The 17,744-nt window shown below is 47.7% G+C and carries 17 protein-coding genes; 8 read left to right on the top strand and 9 right to left on the bottom strand.

Annotation, left to right across the window (positions count from 1 at the left end):
• Nucleotides 1–31: 31 nt before the first annotated feature.
• On the bottom strand, nucleotides 32–883 hold the full coding sequence (locus ACZ5LF_RS01315; RefSeq protein WP_380570803.1) for a fumarylacetoacetate hydrolase family protein: 852 nt from the start codon (nucleotides 881–883) through the stop codon (nucleotides 32–34).
• Between the two features lie 156 nt (nucleotides 884–1,039).
• Between ACZ5LF_RS01315 and nhaC (ACZ5LF_RS01310) the strand changes: the two genes are divergently transcribed.
• Nucleotides 1,040–2,476: a Na+/H+ antiporter NhaC gene (gene nhaC, locus ACZ5LF_RS01310; RefSeq protein ID WP_380570802.1), complete on the top strand. Its 1,437-nt coding sequence runs from the start codon at nucleotides 1,040–1,042 to the stop codon at nucleotides 2,474–2,476.
• 36 nt (nucleotides 2,477–2,512) lie between these two features.
• On the opposite strand, the gene ACZ5LF_RS01305 is transcribed toward nhaC (ACZ5LF_RS01310), so the two are convergent.
• Together ACZ5LF_RS01305 and ACZ5LF_RS01300 are read right to left on the bottom strand one after the other, a co-directional pair.
• Nucleotides 2,513–3,712 (bottom strand): MFS transporter, encoded by a 1,200-nt coding sequence (locus ACZ5LF_RS01305; RefSeq protein WP_380709866.1) that lies wholly within the window; start codon nucleotides 3,710–3,712, stop codon nucleotides 2,513–2,515.
• 15 nt (nucleotides 3,713–3,727) lie between these two features.
• Entirely contained in the window at nucleotides 3,728–4,138 is a 411-nt protein-coding gene (locus ACZ5LF_RS01300) for a MarR family winged helix-turn-helix transcriptional regulator (protein ID WP_380570800.1), read from the bottom strand.
• Between the two features lie 289 nt (nucleotides 4,139–4,427).
• On the opposite strand from ACZ5LF_RS01300, the gene ACZ5LF_RS01295 reads away from it, so the two are divergent.
• On the top strand, nucleotides 4,428–4,805 hold the full coding sequence (locus ACZ5LF_RS01295) for an acyl-CoA thioesterase (protein ID WP_464759818.1): 378 nt from the start codon (nucleotides 4,428–4,430) through the stop codon (nucleotides 4,803–4,805).
• A 41-nt stretch (nucleotides 4,806–4,846) separates the two neighbouring features.
• Here the strand turns inward: ACZ5LF_RS01295 and ACZ5LF_RS01290 are convergent, their stop codons facing one another.
• Nucleotides 4,847–5,695, bottom strand: coding sequence for an aldo/keto reductase (locus ACZ5LF_RS01290; protein ID WP_380570798.1), 849 nt, complete (start codon nucleotides 5,693–5,695; stop codon nucleotides 4,847–4,849).
• On the bottom strand, nucleotides 5,696–6,853 hold the full coding sequence (locus ACZ5LF_RS01285) for a hypothetical protein (RefSeq protein ID WP_380570797.1): 1,158 nt from the start codon (nucleotides 6,851–6,853) through the stop codon (nucleotides 5,696–5,698).
• Nucleotides 6,854–7,179: 326 nt separating this feature from the next.
• Here ACZ5LF_RS01285 and ACZ5LF_RS01280 point away from each other — a divergent pair, with 326 nt between their 5' ends.
• The 5 genes from ACZ5LF_RS01280 to nhaC (ACZ5LF_RS01260) all read left to right on the top strand — a co-directional run bounded on the left by ACZ5LF_RS01280 (nucleotide 7,180) and on the right by nhaC (ACZ5LF_RS01260) (nucleotide 12,065).
• Nucleotides 7,180–8,568, top strand: coding sequence for an alanine/glycine:cation symporter family protein (locus ACZ5LF_RS01280; protein ID WP_380570796.1), 1,389 nt, complete (start codon nucleotides 7,180–7,182; stop codon nucleotides 8,566–8,568).
• A 137-nt stretch (nucleotides 8,569–8,705) separates the two neighbouring features.
• Nucleotides 8,706–9,110, top strand: a complete 405-nt coding sequence (locus ACZ5LF_RS01275; RefSeq protein ID WP_380570795.1) for a DMT family transporter — start codon at nucleotides 8,706–8,708, stop codon at nucleotides 9,108–9,110.
• Entirely contained in the window at nucleotides 9,111–9,644 is a 534-nt protein-coding gene (locus ACZ5LF_RS01270) for a DMT family transporter (protein WP_380570793.1), read from the top strand. It abuts the gene before it with no gap.
• A 64-nt stretch (nucleotides 9,645–9,708) separates the two neighbouring features.
• A complete protein-coding gene (locus tag ACZ5LF_RS01265) occupies nucleotides 9,709–10,455 on the top strand; it encodes a sulfite exporter TauE/SafE family protein (RefSeq protein ID WP_380570792.1) in 747 nt (248 codons plus the stop codon).
• Between the two features lie 143 nt (nucleotides 10,456–10,598).
• The gene (gene nhaC, locus ACZ5LF_RS01260) at nucleotides 10,599–12,065 is read left to right on the top strand and encodes a Na+/H+ antiporter NhaC (RefSeq protein ID WP_380570791.1); all 1,467 of its coding nucleotides are present in this window, start codon (nucleotides 10,599–10,601) and stop codon (nucleotides 12,063–12,065) included.
• 62 nt (nucleotides 12,066–12,127) lie between these two features.
• On the opposite strand, the gene ACZ5LF_RS01255 is transcribed toward nhaC (ACZ5LF_RS01260), so the two are convergent.
• Entirely contained in the window at nucleotides 12,128–12,757 is a 630-nt protein-coding gene (locus ACZ5LF_RS01255; RefSeq protein ID WP_380570790.1) for an SDR family oxidoreductase, read from the bottom strand.
• Nucleotides 12,758–12,985: 228 nt separating this feature from the next.
• Here ACZ5LF_RS01255 and ACZ5LF_RS01250 point away from each other — a divergent pair, with 228 nt between their 5' ends.
• Nucleotides 12,986–13,870 carry an EamA family transporter gene (locus ACZ5LF_RS01250; RefSeq protein WP_380570789.1) on the top strand — a complete coding sequence of 295 codons (885 nt, stop codon included), beginning with the start codon at nucleotides 12,986–12,988 and terminating at the stop codon, nucleotides 13,868–13,870.
• 32 nt (nucleotides 13,871–13,902) lie between these two features.
• On the opposite strand, the gene ACZ5LF_RS01245 is transcribed toward ACZ5LF_RS01250, so the two are convergent.
• The 3 genes from ACZ5LF_RS01245 to ACZ5LF_RS01235 all read right to left on the bottom strand — a co-directional run bounded on the left by ACZ5LF_RS01245 (nucleotide 13,903) and on the right by ACZ5LF_RS01235 (nucleotide 17,695).
• The gene (locus tag ACZ5LF_RS01245) at nucleotides 13,903–15,003 is read right to left on the bottom strand and encodes a M24 family metallopeptidase (protein WP_380570787.1); all 1,101 of its coding nucleotides are present in this window, start codon (nucleotides 15,001–15,003) and stop codon (nucleotides 13,903–13,905) included.
• Nucleotides 15,004–15,089: 86 nt separating this feature from the next.
• A complete protein-coding gene (locus tag ACZ5LF_RS01240; protein WP_380570785.1) occupies nucleotides 15,090–15,647 on the bottom strand; it encodes a sugar O-acetyltransferase in 558 nt (185 codons plus the stop codon).
• Nucleotides 15,648–15,748: 101 nt separating this feature from the next.
• Complete coding sequence (locus ACZ5LF_RS01235) at nucleotides 15,749–17,695, bottom strand: prolyl oligopeptidase family serine peptidase (RefSeq protein WP_380570784.1); 1,947 nt, start codon at nucleotides 17,693–17,695, stop codon at nucleotides 15,749–15,751.
• Nucleotides 17,696–17,744 lie beyond the last annotated feature (49 nt).

Below are 17,744 nucleotides of genomic sequence, written 5' to 3'. Positions count from 1 at the left end.
ATCACACCCAGACCTTCCTGTGACACATCCATTATTCTGTTTGGATATATGTTGTCAGCCGGCCGAGCTGTTCAATCTCCACCACCACTTCGTCGCCTGCCTTCAACCATGGCTGTACTTCTCCCCCGTGCCCCATTGCGACCCCTTCAGGAGTGCCGGTCAATATGACATCACCCGGTGTAAGCGTCATGTGATGGGAGATATAACTGACAAGCGCTTTACATTTGAAGATCATATCATTGGTATTTGAGTCCTGACGCACTTCATTGTTTACTGTGCACTTGATCCTGAGTTTATCGGAGTCTTCAATTTCATCTTTTGTGACGATGTATGGACCGATTGGACAGAATCCGTCCAAATTCTTGCCAAGTAGCCACTGCGAAGTTCTAAATTGGAACGAACGTTCCGACAGGTCGTTCGCCGCACTGTAGCCGAATATTACATCTTCAGCTTCGACTTCACTGACCTTGCAGGCCTTCTTGCCGATTATTATGGCAAGCTCCGCTTCATAGTCCACCTGCTTGGCTTCTGACGGGATTCTCACAATGTTTTTATCGCCGGACAAGCTGTTTCTGAACTTGCTGAAGAGGATGGGGTTATCTGGCACCGCCATTCCTGACTCAATAGCGTGCTGCCGGTAATTGAGCCCGACACAAATGATCTTTTCCGGGCAATCTATTGAGGGGCCAAGTTTAGTTTTATGCAATTCTATAAAGAAGTTGGTCTCTGCTTCCATGGCGAAATCAAGGAAATCATCGAGTCCCTTATGCCTTTCAATCGCTTCGATCATCGTGGGGTATGCCCCTGAAATATCCAGGATGCCTTTTTCAGTCAAGATTCCCGGCTGAAGTCTGCCTTCCTTATAGAACGTTAAAAGTTTCATAAGTCATCCCCCCTATTGTTGAGTTCAGTTTAGGGGATTATATCACAATGTTGGGAATATTCTTAATTAAACGTAATTGGAATGAATCGAGATTTTCATAAAAAAACCTGTTAACATGTTTCTATTGCATAGTCCAATTATATAGGAGGTTCAAAGATGTTCCGCATTCAACCTGCCCAGACACCATCTTTACTGGAAGCACTCATTACAGTCATCAGCATCATCATTATAATCAGCACAAGCATCATCCATTTTGAAACTACCCCTCACATGGCATTGATGTTTTCTATCATACTGCTCGTCATCTACGGAACCGTCAAACGCGTCCCCCACCAGAAACTTCAAGAAGGACTTTCTGAAGGTGCTAAGTCAGGGATGGGAGCTGTGTTCATCTTCTTTCTGATAGGCATGCTCATTGCTTCATGGATCTACAGCGGTACCATCCCAACGCTTATATATGGCGGTTTTGAATTGGTGACCCCTTATTTCTATCTTTCCATCGTATTCATCGTAACCGCCATCATCGGTATATGTGTCGGCAGTTCTCTGACGACTGTCGGTACCGTCGGGGTCGCTTTTATCGGTGTGTCCAGTGCATTGGACCTTTCTTTAGCCATGACGGCCGGGGCCATTGTGTCTGGAGCATTCTTCGGCGACAAGATGTCTCCTTTGTCCGACACGACTAATATGGCATCCGGTATATTGGAAGTGGATTTGTTTGATCACATTAAAAATATGATGTGGACCACCATTCCAGTTTTCCTGATTACATTTATTCTGTTCGCCTTATTATCTCCGGATATATCTTCTGTCAACTTTGGTGAAATGGAAGTCTACCAGCAAGGTTTACTTGATACTGGTCTGATAAGCTGGTATAACGCAGCAGTACCACTGGCTGTTCTTCTTGTCTTTTCAATGCTGCGTGCGCCAGCACTGCTTTCACTCACAGCCGGGATCGTCAGTGCGCTCCTCTTGTCGACTCTACATACCTCGCCTTCTCTTACAGGGATATTCAATATTCTGTTCGGCGGCTTTGTTTCTGAAACCGGCGTGGCGGAGATCGATGAACTTTTGACCCGTGGCGGCATGGAGAGTATGTTCTTCACAATCGGCATTGTCCTCCTCGCCCTCGGCATGGGTGGATTGCTCTTTAAGCTGGGCATCGTGCCCCGATTGTTCGCATCAGTGGAGAGAACACTGAAGGATGTGAAATCAGTCATCATCGGATCGGCCCTCAATGCTATCGGCATCAATATACTGATCGGCGAACAATACTTATCCATTTTGCTGACGACCGAGACGTTCCAGAAGCAATATGAGAAAGTGGGGCTTGAAAACAAGAACCTTTCAAGGGTTGCAGAAGATGCAGGCACCGTCATCAATCCCCTTGTACCGTGGAGCGTGTGCGGCGTCTTCATTGCAAGTGTGCTGGGTGTCCCTACACTTTCATATCTGCCATTCGCCTTCTTCTGCCTGCTCAGTCCGATTATGACAATCCTGTTCGGAGTGACCGGCAAGACGCTTACCTACATCCGCAATGATGCGGAAAGAGATGGTGGAATTAAGCAAGTTCCACAAAGTGATCTTAGTTGATAAAAATCACCCGCCGGCATTGCCGGCGGGTGATTTTTATCGTGCATGATTCGATTCTTCTCGTCTATGGCTTTCATATCTGCCATAGACCATGAAGTAGATTCCCATAGCGAGGAGTATAGAGAGTACAAGGAGCTGATAGACACCACCGTAGCCAAATGATGGTACAAGCAGCCCTAGGAATGCTGGACCGAAGCCGAGTCCGATCTCCATCATAATGAAGAAGGTACTTGTAGCAAGTCCAACGTTCTCACGTGTGGCAATGTTTACGCAGACGGTTTGGGCAATCGATTGGAAGTTCCCGTAACCAAGGCCTATCAAGACACTGGCCGTAAGCAGCGCCCATCCCGTCGTGGCGCCCCCAAGCATGAAGAAGCCGATGGCCATCAATACGAATGCCGGGTAGAGGATGATGTTTGCCCCCCGGTTATCCATCAGCTTACCGGTGAACGGCCGTGTAAACGTTATCGAGATGGCATAGACGATAAAGAAGAAGCTTGCGGCAGTGACAAGATTGGCTTCTTTGGCGAACAGATTCAGGAATGACAGTATGGCGGCGTAGGCAAGCCCCATAAAGAAAATTGAAACGCCCATCGGAAGGACTTGCCGGTCGATCACCTTAAATTCTTTTAATGTCGGTTTGGATGGGGACTTGATATTATTCGTCCGAATCATCGGTATGGTGAAAGCCACCAAAAGTACAGCTACAGCGATGATCAGCAACATCATATTATATGGCATGATGCCCATCATGAAGAAGCCGAGGAAAGGCCCGATGGCGGAACCGACTACGAAACTCAGACTGAAATAGCTGATGCCTTCGCCCCTGCGGTTCTCAGGCACCGAAATGGTCGCCAACGTATTGAGCGCAGTGCTGATCAGACCGGTTGCGAATCCATTGAGGAAACGCGTGATGATGAGCAGTGCGAGCCCTCCCTCTATAAAGTAGAGGCTATAGGTGACGAAGAACATCACTGTTCCGATGTAGAGGAGGTGCTTTGCACCGACTGTATTGATCTGCTGCCCCGTCAGCGCCCTGCCGATCAGAACCCCGACGATGAAAATACTCGCCACCAGACCAGCCGTACTGGCTGATGCATTATAATTATCTATCACAAAACTGCCTATCGTCACCATTGATATGTACATTGAGAACATAATGATGAAATGGTACATGAATATGGCCAGAAACTCTTTCGTCCAAATCTTATTTTCCTGATGCATTTCCCGGGACAAGCCATCATATCCTTTCTATATATTGATTCTCCGCAACATTTTTATCATCATGTCCACTTCTTTAGAATCAAAATCCTGAAGTATTTCTCTCTGCATGTCTGCCATACGGGCGCGCACTTCCTTGAATAGGCGTTCACCCGAAGCACTCATACTCAGGTTCTTGCGCCTACGATCGTCAGTGCCGGGCGTCGACTCAATCAGATCGAGTTCAAGCAAGTATGTAATCACTTTGTTGGCGGTGGATTTTTCTATCTGCCTTCTTCTACTTACATCGACGAGCGTTGTTTCGCCATGTCTGGCAATATCCTTTAGGATCTGCCACTGGGCGCTGGAAAGGTCATAGGCTGATAGTATTTTGTTGGCTTCACCGGTATAAGGCCTATAGATATTGATACACAGTTCGAAGAATTCCTGTTCAGGATTCATCCGCAACACCCCTAATGGTTAGTTAGACTAACCAATTCTAACGCTTGTAAAACTTGAAGTCAAACATGTAAACGTTTTACCGATTTAAAATTTCATTCTGGCGATACCGGGCTTATGTCTACATAAAAACACATGAATATCATGTCATCTTCGGGAATCGCGAGCCGATTGCCGAAACAAGCCTTAAGAATGGTATAATATGCATGTAAATATAATTGAAAGGATGTCTCGAGTGGATCATTTTCACGTGGCAGAAAAAGAAGTACAGATATTATATGCGGACACTGACATGATGGGCGTCATCTATCACGCCAACTATGTAAAATGGCTGGAACTCGGACGAATGCAGCTCGTCGAAGATATCGGATTTGATTATACCGCTATGGAACGAGAAGGATTCTACGCCCCTGTATACAATGTGGATATCACATACAAAAAAGCGTTGAAGTATGGAGACCGTGCGTTTGTCCGTACATGGGTGGAAGAAAATACAGGCATGAGGACAAAATATGGTTTTGAGATTATAGACGACTCGGGGAATATATGTGCCGAAGGGACGACGACACATCTTGTCGTCAAGAAAATCTCTGGAGAATTTAAGCCGGTTGCGTTTAAAAAGGCATTCCCCGAGTGGTTCAGAAAATACGAAGAAATTAAAAAGAACTAGAAGAAGCAGCTTTTGGCCGCTTCTTCTAGTTCTTTTTATCGCTATACATATTCTTCGTATTCATTAGGATGCTGACCCTCAACCCGGCCTTCTTCTCCCTTATCAAGGGAATCTATCGCTTCAAGGTCCGCTTGTGAAAGTTCAAAATCATAAACATCAAGATTCTCTTTCTGATGCGCGGACGTGGCCGATTTTGGTATGACGAGGACACCGTTCTGCAGATTCCATCTTACAATCACCTGTGCAGGTGATTTTTCGTATTTATCGGCTATCTCCTTGATTTTTGGGTTGTCCAACACATCGTTGATCTCCCTACCGAACGGACTCCATGCTTCGGTTACTATGCCACGTTTCCTATTGGCCTCGACCAACGCCTTGTTGTTGAAGTATGGATGGCGCTCAATCTGATTGGTTGCCGGAGTGACGCCTGTCTCATCAATAAGACGGTCGAGATGCTCTTCAAGGAAATTGGAAACGCCGATGGTTTTGATCAATCCGAACTTCTTGGCATCAATCAGAGCTTGCCATGCCTCGACATATTTATCCTGCATCGGCAGAGGCCAGTGAATCAGATACTTATCAAAATAATCGAGACCTATACGATAGAGCGATTCCTGAATCATCTTGACCGCCTTTTCATAGTCGTGTGTTTTGCCTGGAAGCTTGGAACTGATGATCAGCTGTTCCCTCGGTACTTCGGCACGCCTGACTGCTTCCCCCACTGCCCCTTCGTTGAGGTAGTTGGTGGAAGTATCGATAAGACGGTACCCGTTGCCATCAACTGCCGTCAACATGCTGTTGACCCCGGCGGCCCCTTTGATGCCGACCGTACCGAGTCCAATCTTAGGCAACGCACTGCCATCATTGAGCTCAAATTTTTCCTGGTTCATCTATATCTTTCCTTTCTGCATATGTTGATATTCTTTTCTTCCCATCAGTTTTACAACCACAGAATCCAATAGCTCCGCCACCTCATATTTTAAAGACATAAAGCCCACGAAATCATAGACTTCCCACACTTCTGGCTCATCGAGCAGTCTATGGTAGGCTCCGGCTTCCTGTTCATCGGCTCTATGCGCGAAGTGGGGCCAGATATTTTCCAGGAAATTTTCCATTTTTTCTGCGGTATGGTCTCTACCATATGCCTGATCAAGAAGGCATTCAAAATCCCCGGCTGCAATCCCGGTGGATGAATTGAACAAGTTCTCGATCTGGTCAAATATGCCTGGATCTTTAAGGAGTACATAATGTTTTTCTTCAGCCCAGAGTTCTTTCAGCAACCGATATTGCTCTATACCAAGCTTCGTCTCCTGCAACCTTCCGAAGAAGGAACGCCTATAGAGGAAGTGGCGCAGATAAGGGATTTCTCCATTAGGTGCGCGACCGAATGGCGCATTCATCGTATCAAAAAACTTTATGCCTTGAACCTTTTCTTCTCCAATCGACATATTGCCAAGATGTGTGGTTTTCTTCGGGCGATGCTCTGTTGTATGTGGGTCCATTTCCGAATAGAGTTCGATATTGGCGCTCTGCGGGTCATAATCCATGCGGAATTTCAGCGTATCGTTGCCGTAGCTATGGGTCGTATAATATTTATGGCCCATATCCGTCCGCTTCGGCATTTCCGCAAGAAGAGAATCCAGACGGCTGTACAGGCCACCTGCACGGAAAATGTTGAGAAATCGTTTCACGTTTTTCCGTTCCACGTAAAGATGGATGTTGTACATCAGATTGATGACCTCGGAAGAGGTGCTGAATGGGAAATATGGGAAGTTGACACCGATGATGTCAATAGCCCGTATGGGGTGGTGGAACCTGATGCTGCATCCTTTGATGTTGACCAGTTGTTCAGGTATCTTTTTGGAGGTAGCTGCGTTTGACAGCCTGACTGTTGCGCACTCCACATCCCCGAATACCTTCTTTCCCTCTGCATTCAAGTGTACTGCTGCACGATGCAGTGTGCCGATACCGTGTGCCCGTTTCCTTCCTGCATCATGGACATCGAACCGCTCTATCAGATCGATGATGATCTCCGCTGCTGTCTTCATATCACGCCTCCTTCCGTTTTATCGTTTCATATTTGCCCTCATGGTTATTTTCACTTTTCCGTGACCCTCTAAACACTTTAAGCAGAAGCTGCCCCTATCACCTTTTTCCGTACTCCCCCCTGGGTACACGATGCGCTATATAAAACTGAAAATTATGAAATTTTTTTAAATTAATATTTAATTCACTAAAAGAAAAAAATTATTTTAAAGAAGTATAATTACAATAGACAAATGATGGATTTTTGTTATGGTGGATGGACTGTAATATAAAAATGATGGTTCTTATGAAAATATGAGAGCGTTTTCAGGATAATGGGAGTGGAAATATGCTAGAAATCTTAAGAGAAATAAACGCGATACTCTGGGGACCGCCAAGCTTGATACTGCTCGCCGGCACCGGCCTGTTTCTGACCCTCCAACTAAAGGGGATGCAGTTCAGCAAGCTTGGATATGCATTCAAACTGGCGTTCACTAAAGACAAGTCGGATGATGACGCTGAAGGTGATGTCAGCAACTTCAAGACATTGATGACTTCACTAGCCGGCATGATCGGAAACGGCAACATAGCCGGTGTCGCCACTGCCATTACACTCGGGGGTCCGGGCGCCCTGTTTTGGATGTGGCTTGTAGGTCTGCTCGGGATGGCCACTAAATATTCCGAAGCGCTGCTCGCGCAGATGTATCGGGTCAAAAATAAGAATGGAGAGTACTCCAGTGGTCCGATGTACTACATAGAAAAAGGGCTCGGTTCAAAATTCAAATGGCTGGCCGTCCTTTTTGCCTTCTTTGCAGCCTTTGCCGCACTTGGCATCGGCAACGGTGTGCAATCCAATACAATCGCCGATGTCATGGAGAACAGTTTCAATGTAACTGGATGGGTGACAGGTGTCATCCTCGTCATCCTGGTCGGATTGATTGTATTTGGAGGCATAAAGCGCATCAGTAACGTCGCCGGCGTATTTGTGCCGGTCATGGCCGTCCTCTATATCGTCAGCGCCCTCCTGATTCTGGCACTGAACTATGATCAGATCATTCCGGCATTTGGATTGATATTCAAGCATGCGTTCACACCAGTATCTGCTGCAGGCGGGTTCTCGGGAATCGTGGTCATGCAGGCTATGCAGCACGGCGTTTCAAAAGGTATCTTCTCGAACGAAGCGGGGTTGGGTACAGTCGCTCTGATTGCCGGTAACGCACGAACCACCCATCCGGCTAAACAAGCGCTTGTGGCAATGACAAGCACTTTCATCGTAACGATTGTGGTCTGTACCATGACGGGCCTTGTGCTTATCGTAACTGGCTTCTGGGATGCTTCTGGCGGCCTCATTTCAGGCGTGAGCCACAATCCGAACCTTGAAGCCGGTGCCTTGACCAGTGCTGCATTCGGCTCCTCTCTTGGTGCCATAGGGGAATACATCGTTTCCATCTCAGTCGTATTCTTCGGCTTCTCTACAATCATCGCCTGGTATGTATACGGTATAAAATGTTTCGAGTATCTATTCGGCCTGAAATATATTGCGGCCTATGGTGTCATCTACATCACAGCGACATTCCTCGGGACAGTAGCAGACCTTTCCACTGTCTGGGCTTTCGCTGATACTGCGAACGCACTGATGATGATACCGAACCTGGTTGGACTTCTTTTCCTCTATAAAGTGATCAAGGCGGAAACACAGGAGTTCTTTGCGAACCCGGTCCAAAAAATGAATATGTAGCAATTGACTGTCTGACCGCCTAAACTTGAGCGGCCAGACATTTTTTCATGCATCTGCGTTGCCTACCCCCTCTACCGACTCACGGCCATCTGCTATACTATGCTTATTACACTCAATCGCAATGGAAGGAGGAAACCATGGCACAAACCCATAGCAAATATCCAATAGATGAAAGGATGTGGTGGACCTACCCGATTCTGTTCCTTTCCGTCATCATATGGGGCAGCAACTTTATCATCGGGAAGATACTGGTCGAACACTTCGACGCCTACAGCATCACCATCATACGCCTGATTGCCATAAATGGTTTCCTCTGGCTGTTTGCTTCCCGCTATTTCCGCATGCCTAAAGTTCCCGCTAAAGTCTGGGTGGTCATCGTCTTATCGGGAATCGTCGGAATCGCCATGAACCAATACACATTCTTCTTGGGCCTGGTTACAGCGAGCCCCGTAACATCTGCCCTGATTCTGGCACTCGCCCCCGTCATGACAGCCGTGCTGACCATTTTCGTCTTCGGCGAGCGGAGAGGTGTCAAGTTCTGAATGGGCGCAGTGCTAGCTCTCGTTGGAGTGGTACTCAGCACTTTCGACGGCACGGCCATTGTCTTCGGATGGGGGGAAGGCGTCATAGTATTGACCATGCTGACGTTTGCAGTATTCATGATCCTCATCCAATGGATGTCAAAATATATCAATGCCATACAGATTACACTGCTGTCCAACCTCTCTGGCCTCATCCTTTTGCTGCCCTTCCTCCCCGCTGCAGATTATGGGCGGTTATGGTCGGCTGATTGGACGATGTGGTTTCTGCTCATCGCAAGCGGCATCATCGTCCATGGCATTACAAACATGGCATGGAATCGCGAAATGCCTAAAGTTGGGGCAGCGAACGCAGCATTGCTGATGAATCTTGAACCATTCGTCGCCATGTCGGGGTCGACGCTGATTCTTGGCACTGATATCCTCATTACTGAAGTCATCGGCGCTATACTGATCATCAGCGGGGTGACCCTATCCATACGCCGGGTACGCCGGAACACCAATTTCTACATGAATGATCTGGAAACGAATAACTGAATCATGCACTTGAATATAGTGTAGGGCCAAGGCCGTCGCCGACACAGAAAGGATGCTGAAAAACATGGAAATATTGATACTTTTTGCCGTACTGGCTGTGGGTATCGCAATCGGATTCATCAATATCGTTTCAGCCGGTGGCTCCATGCTGACGCTACCGATGCTCATATTTTTTGGCCTGCCATCGACCGTGGCGAACGGAACCAATCGTATCGCCATACTTGTCCAAAATTGTTTTGCACTTTATCAATTCCATAAAAATGGGCATCTGAACTGGCGTTTGAGTCTGATGTTGGCAGTCCCGACAACAATCGCATCAGTCTATGGTGCACGTATTGCCGTCAATATCGCCGATGAGACTTTCGATACTCTGCTGGCGACCTTCATGGTGATTTTTGCAGTTCTGCTCATCATCAAACCACAGCGCTACATGAAGGGGGCTTTAAATCTAAAGATTTCCATTCCGCTTCTTCTGGTTGCCTTTACACTGATCGGCTTCTACGGAGGAACGTTGCAGGCTGGTGTCGGCTTCTTCATCAGCCTGATCCTCCTCATGCTCATCCCCAGAATACCGATGGCCGAAGTGCATGGCATCAAAACGCTCGTCGTCACCATCTACGTTTCCATATCGCTGCTCGTCTTCATATTTAATGATATGATCGACTGGAAATTCGCAATTGCCTTATCCATCGGCTCAGCGATAGGCGGATCCTTCGGTGGAAAATATGCCAGCATCATGTCGGACAGGCTTCTGCAGCGCATTCTGATCGGGGCCATAATATTCTTCGCACTCATATTGATATTGAAATAAGATGCTCTCTAGAAAAAAAGTCTTGTCGTCTTCCTTCACCTTTTATAATACTTTTTGACAAAAGATACTTTATTTAGTTATTTATGAAACCGTTTTTATAGTATAATCTAGAAGAATTATTAATATGGAATGATGGTGATCAAATGGCTTCACAAAACAACAAAAAAGACTTTACATTCTTCATGGCACTTCTGCCTCTGCTATTGATGATCCTCGCAATGGCCACTGCTGTAATATGGCTGGGGCAAGATCCCCACTTGCCGCTTATTTTTGGAACTGCTTCAGCTGCAGTTGTGGCGTTGCTTCATGGGTTCAAATGGAGGGAAGTAGAAGAAATGATGTATAAGGGGATCCGTCTGGCCCTACCTGCCATCGTCATAATCATACTGGTTGGATTGGTCATCGGCTCATGGATTGGCGGTGGGATTGTCGCCACCATGATCTACTACGGCCTTGCCCTGATCAGCCCCTCCCTTTTTCTGGTGACCATTACGATCCTATGCGGCATCGTCGCATTGTCTATCGGCAGTTCATGGTCGACGATGGCAACCGTCGGTGTGGCTGGTATGGGAATCGGCATGAGCATGGGCATCCCACCTGCCATGGTTGCAGGTGCTGTTATATCCGGTTCTTATTTCGGTGATAAGATGTCTCCGATGTCCGATACGACCAACCTTGCTTCCGGTCTGACGAACACCGATCTTTTTGTACATATCAAGCATATGTTCTATTCGACCATACCAGGCCTCATCATTGCACTCACAGTCTTCTTTTTCCTCGGCCGCCAATTTGGAGGGGATGGCAGTGCAAACGCCGGTGAGATATCAGACATGATGACATCGCTTGACAATCAATTTCTGATTTCCCCTTGGCTGCTCGCTGTACCGCTTGCCGTCATACTGTGCATCACCTTCAAGATGTCCGCCATCCCGGCATTGATTGTCGGTATAGTACTTGGTTTCCTATGCCACCTCTTCGTGCAGGGGGGAGATCTCGGGACGGCCATTTCAACGTTGCAGGGGGGATACGTCATTGAATCGAGCAATGAGATGATCAATGAACTGTTCAACAATGGAGGACTCGACTCGATGATGTACACCGTCTCCATGACGATAGTCGCAATGACATTCGCCGGCATACTTGAATACAGTGGCATGCTGCAATCCATCATGAAACAGATTATAAAGATCGCTAAGGGGACGCTTGGTCTGGTCACTTCCACAGTCGTTGCGGCGTTCGCGACGAATGCAACATGTTCAGAACAGTATATTTCCGTAGTAGTGCCCTCCCGGATGTTTCTCCGTACTTACATCGAGAAGAACCTGCATTCCAAAAACCTTTCGCGCTCCCTGGAGGACGGTGGTACACTGACTTCAGTATTCATCCCGTGGAATACATGTGGCGTGTTCATCTACGGAGTACTCGGGGTCGCTGCCTGGGAGTATGCACCCTACGCAATATTCAATATGGTGGCACCGTTCATTTCGATACTGCTTGCCGCCACAGGCATCGGCATACACAAAATCACGGATGAAGAGAAGAACGCTTTTCTCACAAAATATTATGGTGGGCAGACAGAGAAAGATGAGCTGGCCACCGACAGCATGTAATAATTTGTGTTCAATAAAAAACCTGCAACCCGGATTCTCCCGGACTGCAGGTTTTCTAATTACTATTTCAATGTGTCTTCAACAGGCGTATCGCCTTCCAATACATAATAGGTCTTATTTTCAGGCTTAGCCGCATCCACTATATGGGCCAATACATTCGCGACATCTTCCCTTGGTACTTCGCCCATCTCAGTACCGCCTTCAAATAATCTCACTTTGGAAGTGCCCGCTTCGTTTTTAAGCATTCCTGGTCTTAAGATTGTATAGTCCAATCCTGAAGATTTCAGGTATTCATCTGCACGATGTTTTGCATACAGATAGAATTTCATCTTCTCATCAGATTCTTTCGGTTGGTCAGCCCCCATGGAGCTGAGCATGACGAAATGTTTGATGCCTGCATCCTTCGCATTATCGACTGTTTCAATGGCACCTTCCTGGTCGATGACTACTGTCTTGTCAGCTCCGGTATCGCCGCCTGATCCGGCTGCAAATACAACTGATTCGACGCCTTCGAATGCATGGGAGAAATCTTTTTCAAGATCACCGAGAACTGTATCGATACCTTTATCTTTGAATACTTTCTGTTGTTCTTTCTTGCGTACCATCGCTACCGGCTGATGGCCTTTATCCTTCAATTTCTCAACAAGCTGATGGCCTACCTGACCATTCGCACCTATTACAAGTACTTTCATGTCAATAGTCCCTCCTTGATTTATCTTTTATCTATACCCAATTAGGGGGGGTCTAAACATGATAGACGCACTTTCTCTATACGAGATGCTCTACTAGCCTCTCGTAGGAGATCGGGAAGCTTCCAGTGATGGATTTTACAGGATGTTTTCTAAATATTTCAAATAAATGGCTTTATGGCGTATATTGTTTATAATGTATATTTCTGAAAGTGTTGGAGGGGAATATCAATGAATAGAAGCTTAGCACCGCTCCTCATTCTGATGGCTGCAGTTCTTTGGGGCACGGTGGGGACCGCAAAAACTTGGCTGCCAAATGATGTCGACAGTATTTCACTCGGGGCCATGCGACTTCTGATCGGCAGTCTTATCCTGCTCGTCATTGCCATGTCGACCGGCCAGCTAAAGCGCCGGGGATGGCCCATCCATATTGTATTGATGACTGGTGTGGCCATGGCACTCTTCCAGCCTTTCTTCTTTAATGCGGTCACTTTGACCGGGGTAGCTGTCGGCACGGTCGCCTCAATAGGCAGCGCGCCGGTATTCTCTGGTTTTATAGAGTGGGCTGTCCATAAAACCCGTCCGGGACGTATCTGGTGGCTTTCCACTTTCCTTGCGGTAGCGGGATGTCTGCTCCTTATGCTCAATTCAGGGGCGGTGACGGTCGACCCGCTCGGAGTATTATCAGGGCTTGGGGCAGGTTTTTCCTTCGCAAGCTATGCCATCCTGAACTCAAAGCTTGTCCAGACCCACCCACCCGTTGCCAGTGCTGCGGTAGTGTTTACACTCAGCGCTGTCATGTTGGCACCTTTCCTCTTCTCCAATGATCAAACTTGGCTGATGACGGCAAATGGTTTATCCGTATCCCTCTATATTGGTCTGATAGCTACAGGCTTGGCCTATTTCCTCTTTTCCTACGGCCTGCAGCATGTGAAATCTTCTTCCGCAGTCACCATGGCTTTGGCAGAACCGCTTACGGCCGCACTTCTTGGCGTACTACTTGTAGGCGAGGTGCTGTCACTATTGTCCTGGGTGGGCATGATCATGCTGCTCATGGGTATAATCATCCTTGCCCTCCAGTCGCGCCTCTCGCGCCGCACAAGGCGTCCCATATAAAAAACCCGCCCTTCATCCGGGCGGGCGCAGTCTTATGCTTCTAGCGTAATAGCTTCCATAGCTTTAGGGAATGTAGTCAATACTTCCGTTTCCTCATCAATATACAGCATATCTTCTATACGTACACCGCCGAACCCTGTCTTATAGACGCCGGGCTCTATCGTAATGACATGTCCTTTCTCCAGCAGGTCCGTATTTTCGGCATCAAGGGATGGCGCTTCATGTAGTCCAAGGCCCAGTCCATGACCAATGCGGTGGGTGAAGTAATCTCCATAGCCATCTGAATGGATTGAACTCCGGGCTGCATCATCCAGTTCATGCATCGGTGTGCCGACCTGTGACTTCTCTATACCGGCAGCATTCGCCTTGAGCACGGATTCATAGATCGAGCGCTGCTCTTCTGTTGGCTCACCAATGATGAAGGTCCGCGTCATATCCGAGACATAGCGGTCTTTGGTCACCACTCCAAAATCGATAAGGAGGAAATGTCCAGGCTCTACTGCCTTGTCCCCCGGCTCACCATGGGGCATCGCTGATTTTTCGCCCGTCAGTACAAGCGGCCCGAACGATACATCGATGGCGCCATAGGCTTTGACACGTTCAAGCAGAAATTCTGCTATCTCCTTTTCCGTCTTGCCGGCCACCGGCTCCTTCACGAAATCATATAGCGCTTTTTCTGTGATATCCACCGCTTCCTGAAGTTTTTTCTTGTCGTCTTCATCCTTTTGCCCGCGCAGTGAATTGATGCTGTCTTCAACTGAAACAACCTGGTCCGCCGTATAGTTTTCCAGTAGTTTCTGATAGCGGTTGTACGTGACATGGCCGCCTTCTATGCCGATGCTTTCTGCCTCCAGCATATGCTCGAACAACTGGTTGAATGGCTCTTCCCCGTCGTTATATGGCAGATGCACATCTGCGGTCGCGGTATCATTCACCACTTCCTGGTCGAGCGCCGGAAACATCAATGCTGTTTCCTTCGTCTTCGTATCCACGAGCAGTGCCAACATACGCTCATGCGGTTCGATGAAACAGCCCGTGAAATAGAATACGTTCATCGGGTCGGTGATCATCACCATGTCTACATCCACCTGTGCCGTCAGGCGTGCCACTCTATCTTCATATTTCTGCGTCATACTCTACATCCTTCCTGATGAATTATAATGTTTCACCTTACCATTATAATAAACATCTCCACACATTCAAAATGCTTGAGGGTCCTTTATTCATCAGAAGCGGCAAGCGCTCTGATCACGCGGCAAGGATTTCCTGCCGCCACAACATTCGGGGGCATATCTTTCGTGACGACTGAACCTGCACCGATGACCGTATTATCTCCAATCGATACCCCAGGGTTCACCGTGACATCGGCACCCAACCAGACATCATCACCGATTGTAATCGGCAGGCCCAATTCCAGCCCTTCCCGCCTCTTCATAGGATCGAGGGGATGGGTCGCTGTTATCAGTGAAACATTAGGGCCTAGACTCACATGATTCCCGATAGTGATTTTAGCGACGTCCAGCAATGTGCAGTTGTAGTTTGCAAAGAAATTGCGCCCGACCTTGATATTGATGCCGTAATCACAAAAGAAAGGCGCCCGGATTGATGCACCGTCGGCATGATATCCGAACAGCATATCCAAAAGACGCGTCTTTCCGCCTCCGCCCGGATGGTTGTACTGATCCATCAGATATTGGGCATTTTCACGCAGATGCACAAGTGTCGCGTCATACGGATCATAATACTCTCCGTTGAGCATTTTTTCCTTCTCTGTCATTCCATATCCTCCAATCTCCATTTCATCGTTCGGCCCTTGCCGCCTGATAAACATAAATGCAATGATTTCCCGGGAAATCATTGCATTCATAAAATCGAATTCTAGTCCATATGTTCATTAAACCAATTGACGATCCGCTTCAGCCTATCGATTCGCAGATTCGGTTTGCCGGTACGTGACAGATTGTGGTCCGCCTCCGGGAACCGTACGAACTGGACAGGCTTTTTCCTATATTTCAATGCGATATATAACTGCTCGCCCTGTTCAATCGGACATCTCAAATCCTGTTCACTATGCAGTATAAGCAATGGCGTCTCGACGGCATCCACATATCTGATTGGAGAGTGATGCCACATTTTATCGATATCATTAAATTCTGCCCTGATCTGCCAATCTGTAAAGTAATAGCCGATATCCGACACTCCCCGGAAACTGATCCAGTTGGATATACTGCGCTGCGTCACCGCAGCTTTGAAACGGTTTGTATGCCCAACGATCCAATTCGTCATGAAACCGCCATAGGAGCCGCCCGTCACTCCAATATTATCGGCATCTATCCATTTGTACCTGGACGTGATGAAATCCACACCTGCCAGGATATCCTTGTAGTCGCCGCCACCATAGTCGCCCCGTACCGCATCGACGAATGACTGCGAATAGCTGTGCGAACCGCGCGGATTGACGAAGAGTACGGCATACCCGGCAGCTGCAAGCACCTGCATTTCATGGAAATATGAATGTCCATAAAATGCATGTGGGCCGCCATGGATATTGACGATCATCGGATGCGCCCCGTCCGGAGTGAAGCCGACTGGCGGCATGAACCACCCATGCACTTCCGTGCCATCAAAACTATTGTAGACGATATCCTCCGGTTCGATGATGAGGGTCTTTTCCGTATAGTCGGCGTTGATGCGGCTCAATTGTTCAAGCGTTCCGGTCGCATAGTCGTAGCGGTACAATTCTCCCGGGGAGGTATGGTCCGCAATCGTCAGGGCGGCAAAATCCGGCCCCACGTCCATCCCATGTATATGATGCCTGCCTTCCAGCACCGGTTTTATCTCCCCTTCTATATTTCCTTCGTAAAGGTTTACACTGCCATGATCGGAAACAAGGAAAAGGAACCGTTCATTGGAGATCCATTTCGCAATATCCGTTTCCACGGATTGCTGCGTGTCGGCCACGAGATGATCACCGACTGGTCGGTCGAGCCCTGCTGTCACATGCAACTTGTCGCCTGACTTCAGATTATAGAGATGAAGTGTTGCGTGTGTGGCATTTTCATATTCCCGGCCCATCTCGACGATAAGGAGCCGCCGGCCATCAGGGGAGACTTCGACTTGCAACACTCCGCCTTTTTGCGTCGGTATTTCAGTGTCTTCCCTGCCCCTCCTGATGAAGAGTCTCTCACTGAAGTTGAAATCCCTGTCTTCACTTCTGTCTGTCGCATAGATGAAACCATCATCGAACGTTTCCAGAAGCGTATGGTTCTCCTCTCCTTCAAGGAGCGTCTCCACCGTTTTGGAGTCGATACTGATCGATTTGATGTTTGCATACTTTTCTTTCATAAGACCGATGCCATCCGCCTTATATTTCATCCGATCAATAACGACAGGTTCAGGTTTTTTGTCTTCATCAGCTGTGTCACCCGCCTCCCCTTCCTTCAGACTATGGAGAGACTGGTAGAATACACGTCCGCCTCCTTTAGAGAACTCGGCATGTGAAACCCCTTCCTTTTCGTGGGTCAGCTGCATCCTCTCTCCGCCAGATGTCTCAAGCAGGAAGACCTGGTTCTTATCATCCACCTTGGTGATGAACAGGAGCCACCGGCCATCTGCCGAATGCCTGATGTTCGACAGCCGCTCTTCGTTATATGTAAGTTGCCTTTCCCGGTCCTCATCCATCTTATAAAGGTGGGTGAAATAGTCGTTCTTTTCTTCATCGAGACGTGTCACCAGTGCCGTTATGCCAAAAGCGCCGATTTTAGGTGCCGTCACGGAGCGGATTTTAAATATATCTTCCACTTGTGTTTTCTCTGCCACTGCCATCCCCCCTTAAAATAGAAAAAAGACTGAATATACAGCCTTTTCTCTATTT

This window comes from Salinicoccus siamensis (assembly GCF_055391965.1).
This window is presented reverse-complemented; position numbering and strand designations above follow the sequence as displayed.

Excerpts from the sequence above, each read along its gene's own strand:
- nhaC (WP_380570802.1), top strand. The coding sequence starts at position 1,040 with ATGTTCCGCATTCAACCTGCCCAGACACCATCTTTACTGGAAGCACTC.
- ACZ5LF_RS01295 (WP_464759818.1), top strand. The coding sequence starts at position 4,428 with ATGATGGGCGTCATCTATCACGCCAACTATGTAAAATGGCTGGAACTC.
- ACZ5LF_RS01265 (WP_380570792.1), top strand. The coding sequence starts at position 9,709 with ATGGAAATATTGATACTTTTTGCCGTACTGGCTGTGGGTATCGCAATC.
- ACZ5LF_RS01290 (WP_380570798.1), bottom strand. The coding sequence starts at position 5,695 with ATGAACCAGGAAAAATTTGAGCTCAATGATGGCAGTGCGTTGCCTAAG.
- ACZ5LF_RS01250 (WP_380570789.1), top strand. The coding sequence starts at position 12,986 with ATGAATAGAAGCTTAGCACCGCTCCTCATTCTGATGGCTGCAGTTCTT.
- ACZ5LF_RS01280 (WP_380570796.1), top strand. The coding sequence starts at position 7,180 with ATGCTAGAAATCTTAAGAGAAATAAACGCGATACTCTGGGGACCGCCA.
- ACZ5LF_RS01235 (WP_380570784.1), bottom strand. The coding sequence starts at position 17,695 with ATGGCAGTGGCAGAGAAAACACAAGTGGAAGATATATTTAAAATCCGC.
- ACZ5LF_RS01285 (WP_380570797.1), bottom strand. The coding sequence starts at position 6,853 with ATGAAGACAGCAGCGGAGATCATCATCGATCTGATAGAGCGGTTCGAT.
- ACZ5LF_RS01275 (WP_380570795.1), top strand. The coding sequence starts at position 8,706 with ATGGCACAAACCCATAGCAAATATCCAATAGATGAAAGGATGTGGTGG.
- nhaC (WP_380570791.1), top strand. The coding sequence starts at position 10,599 with ATGGCTTCACAAAACAACAAAAAAGACTTTACATTCTTCATGGCACTT.
- ACZ5LF_RS01270 (WP_380570793.1), top strand. The coding sequence starts at position 9,111 with ATGGGCGCAGTGCTAGCTCTCGTTGGAGTGGTACTCAGCACTTTCGAC.
- ACZ5LF_RS01245 (WP_380570787.1), bottom strand. The coding sequence starts at position 15,003 with ATGACGCAGAAATATGAAGATAGAGTGGCACGCCTGACGGCACAGGTG.
- ACZ5LF_RS01255 (WP_380570790.1), bottom strand. The coding sequence starts at position 12,757 with ATGAAAGTACTTGTAATAGGTGCGAATGGTCAGGTAGGCCATCAGCTT.
- ACZ5LF_RS01300 (WP_380570800.1), bottom strand. The coding sequence starts at position 4,138 with ATGAATCCTGAACAGGAATTCTTCGAACTGTGTATCAATATCTATAGG.
- ACZ5LF_RS01315 (WP_380570803.1), bottom strand. The coding sequence starts at position 883 with ATGAAACTTTTAACGTTCTATAAGGAAGGCAGACTTCAGCCGGGAATC.
- ACZ5LF_RS01240 (WP_380570785.1), bottom strand. The coding sequence starts at position 15,647 with ATGACAGAGAAGGAAAAAATGCTCAACGGAGAGTATTATGATCCGTAT.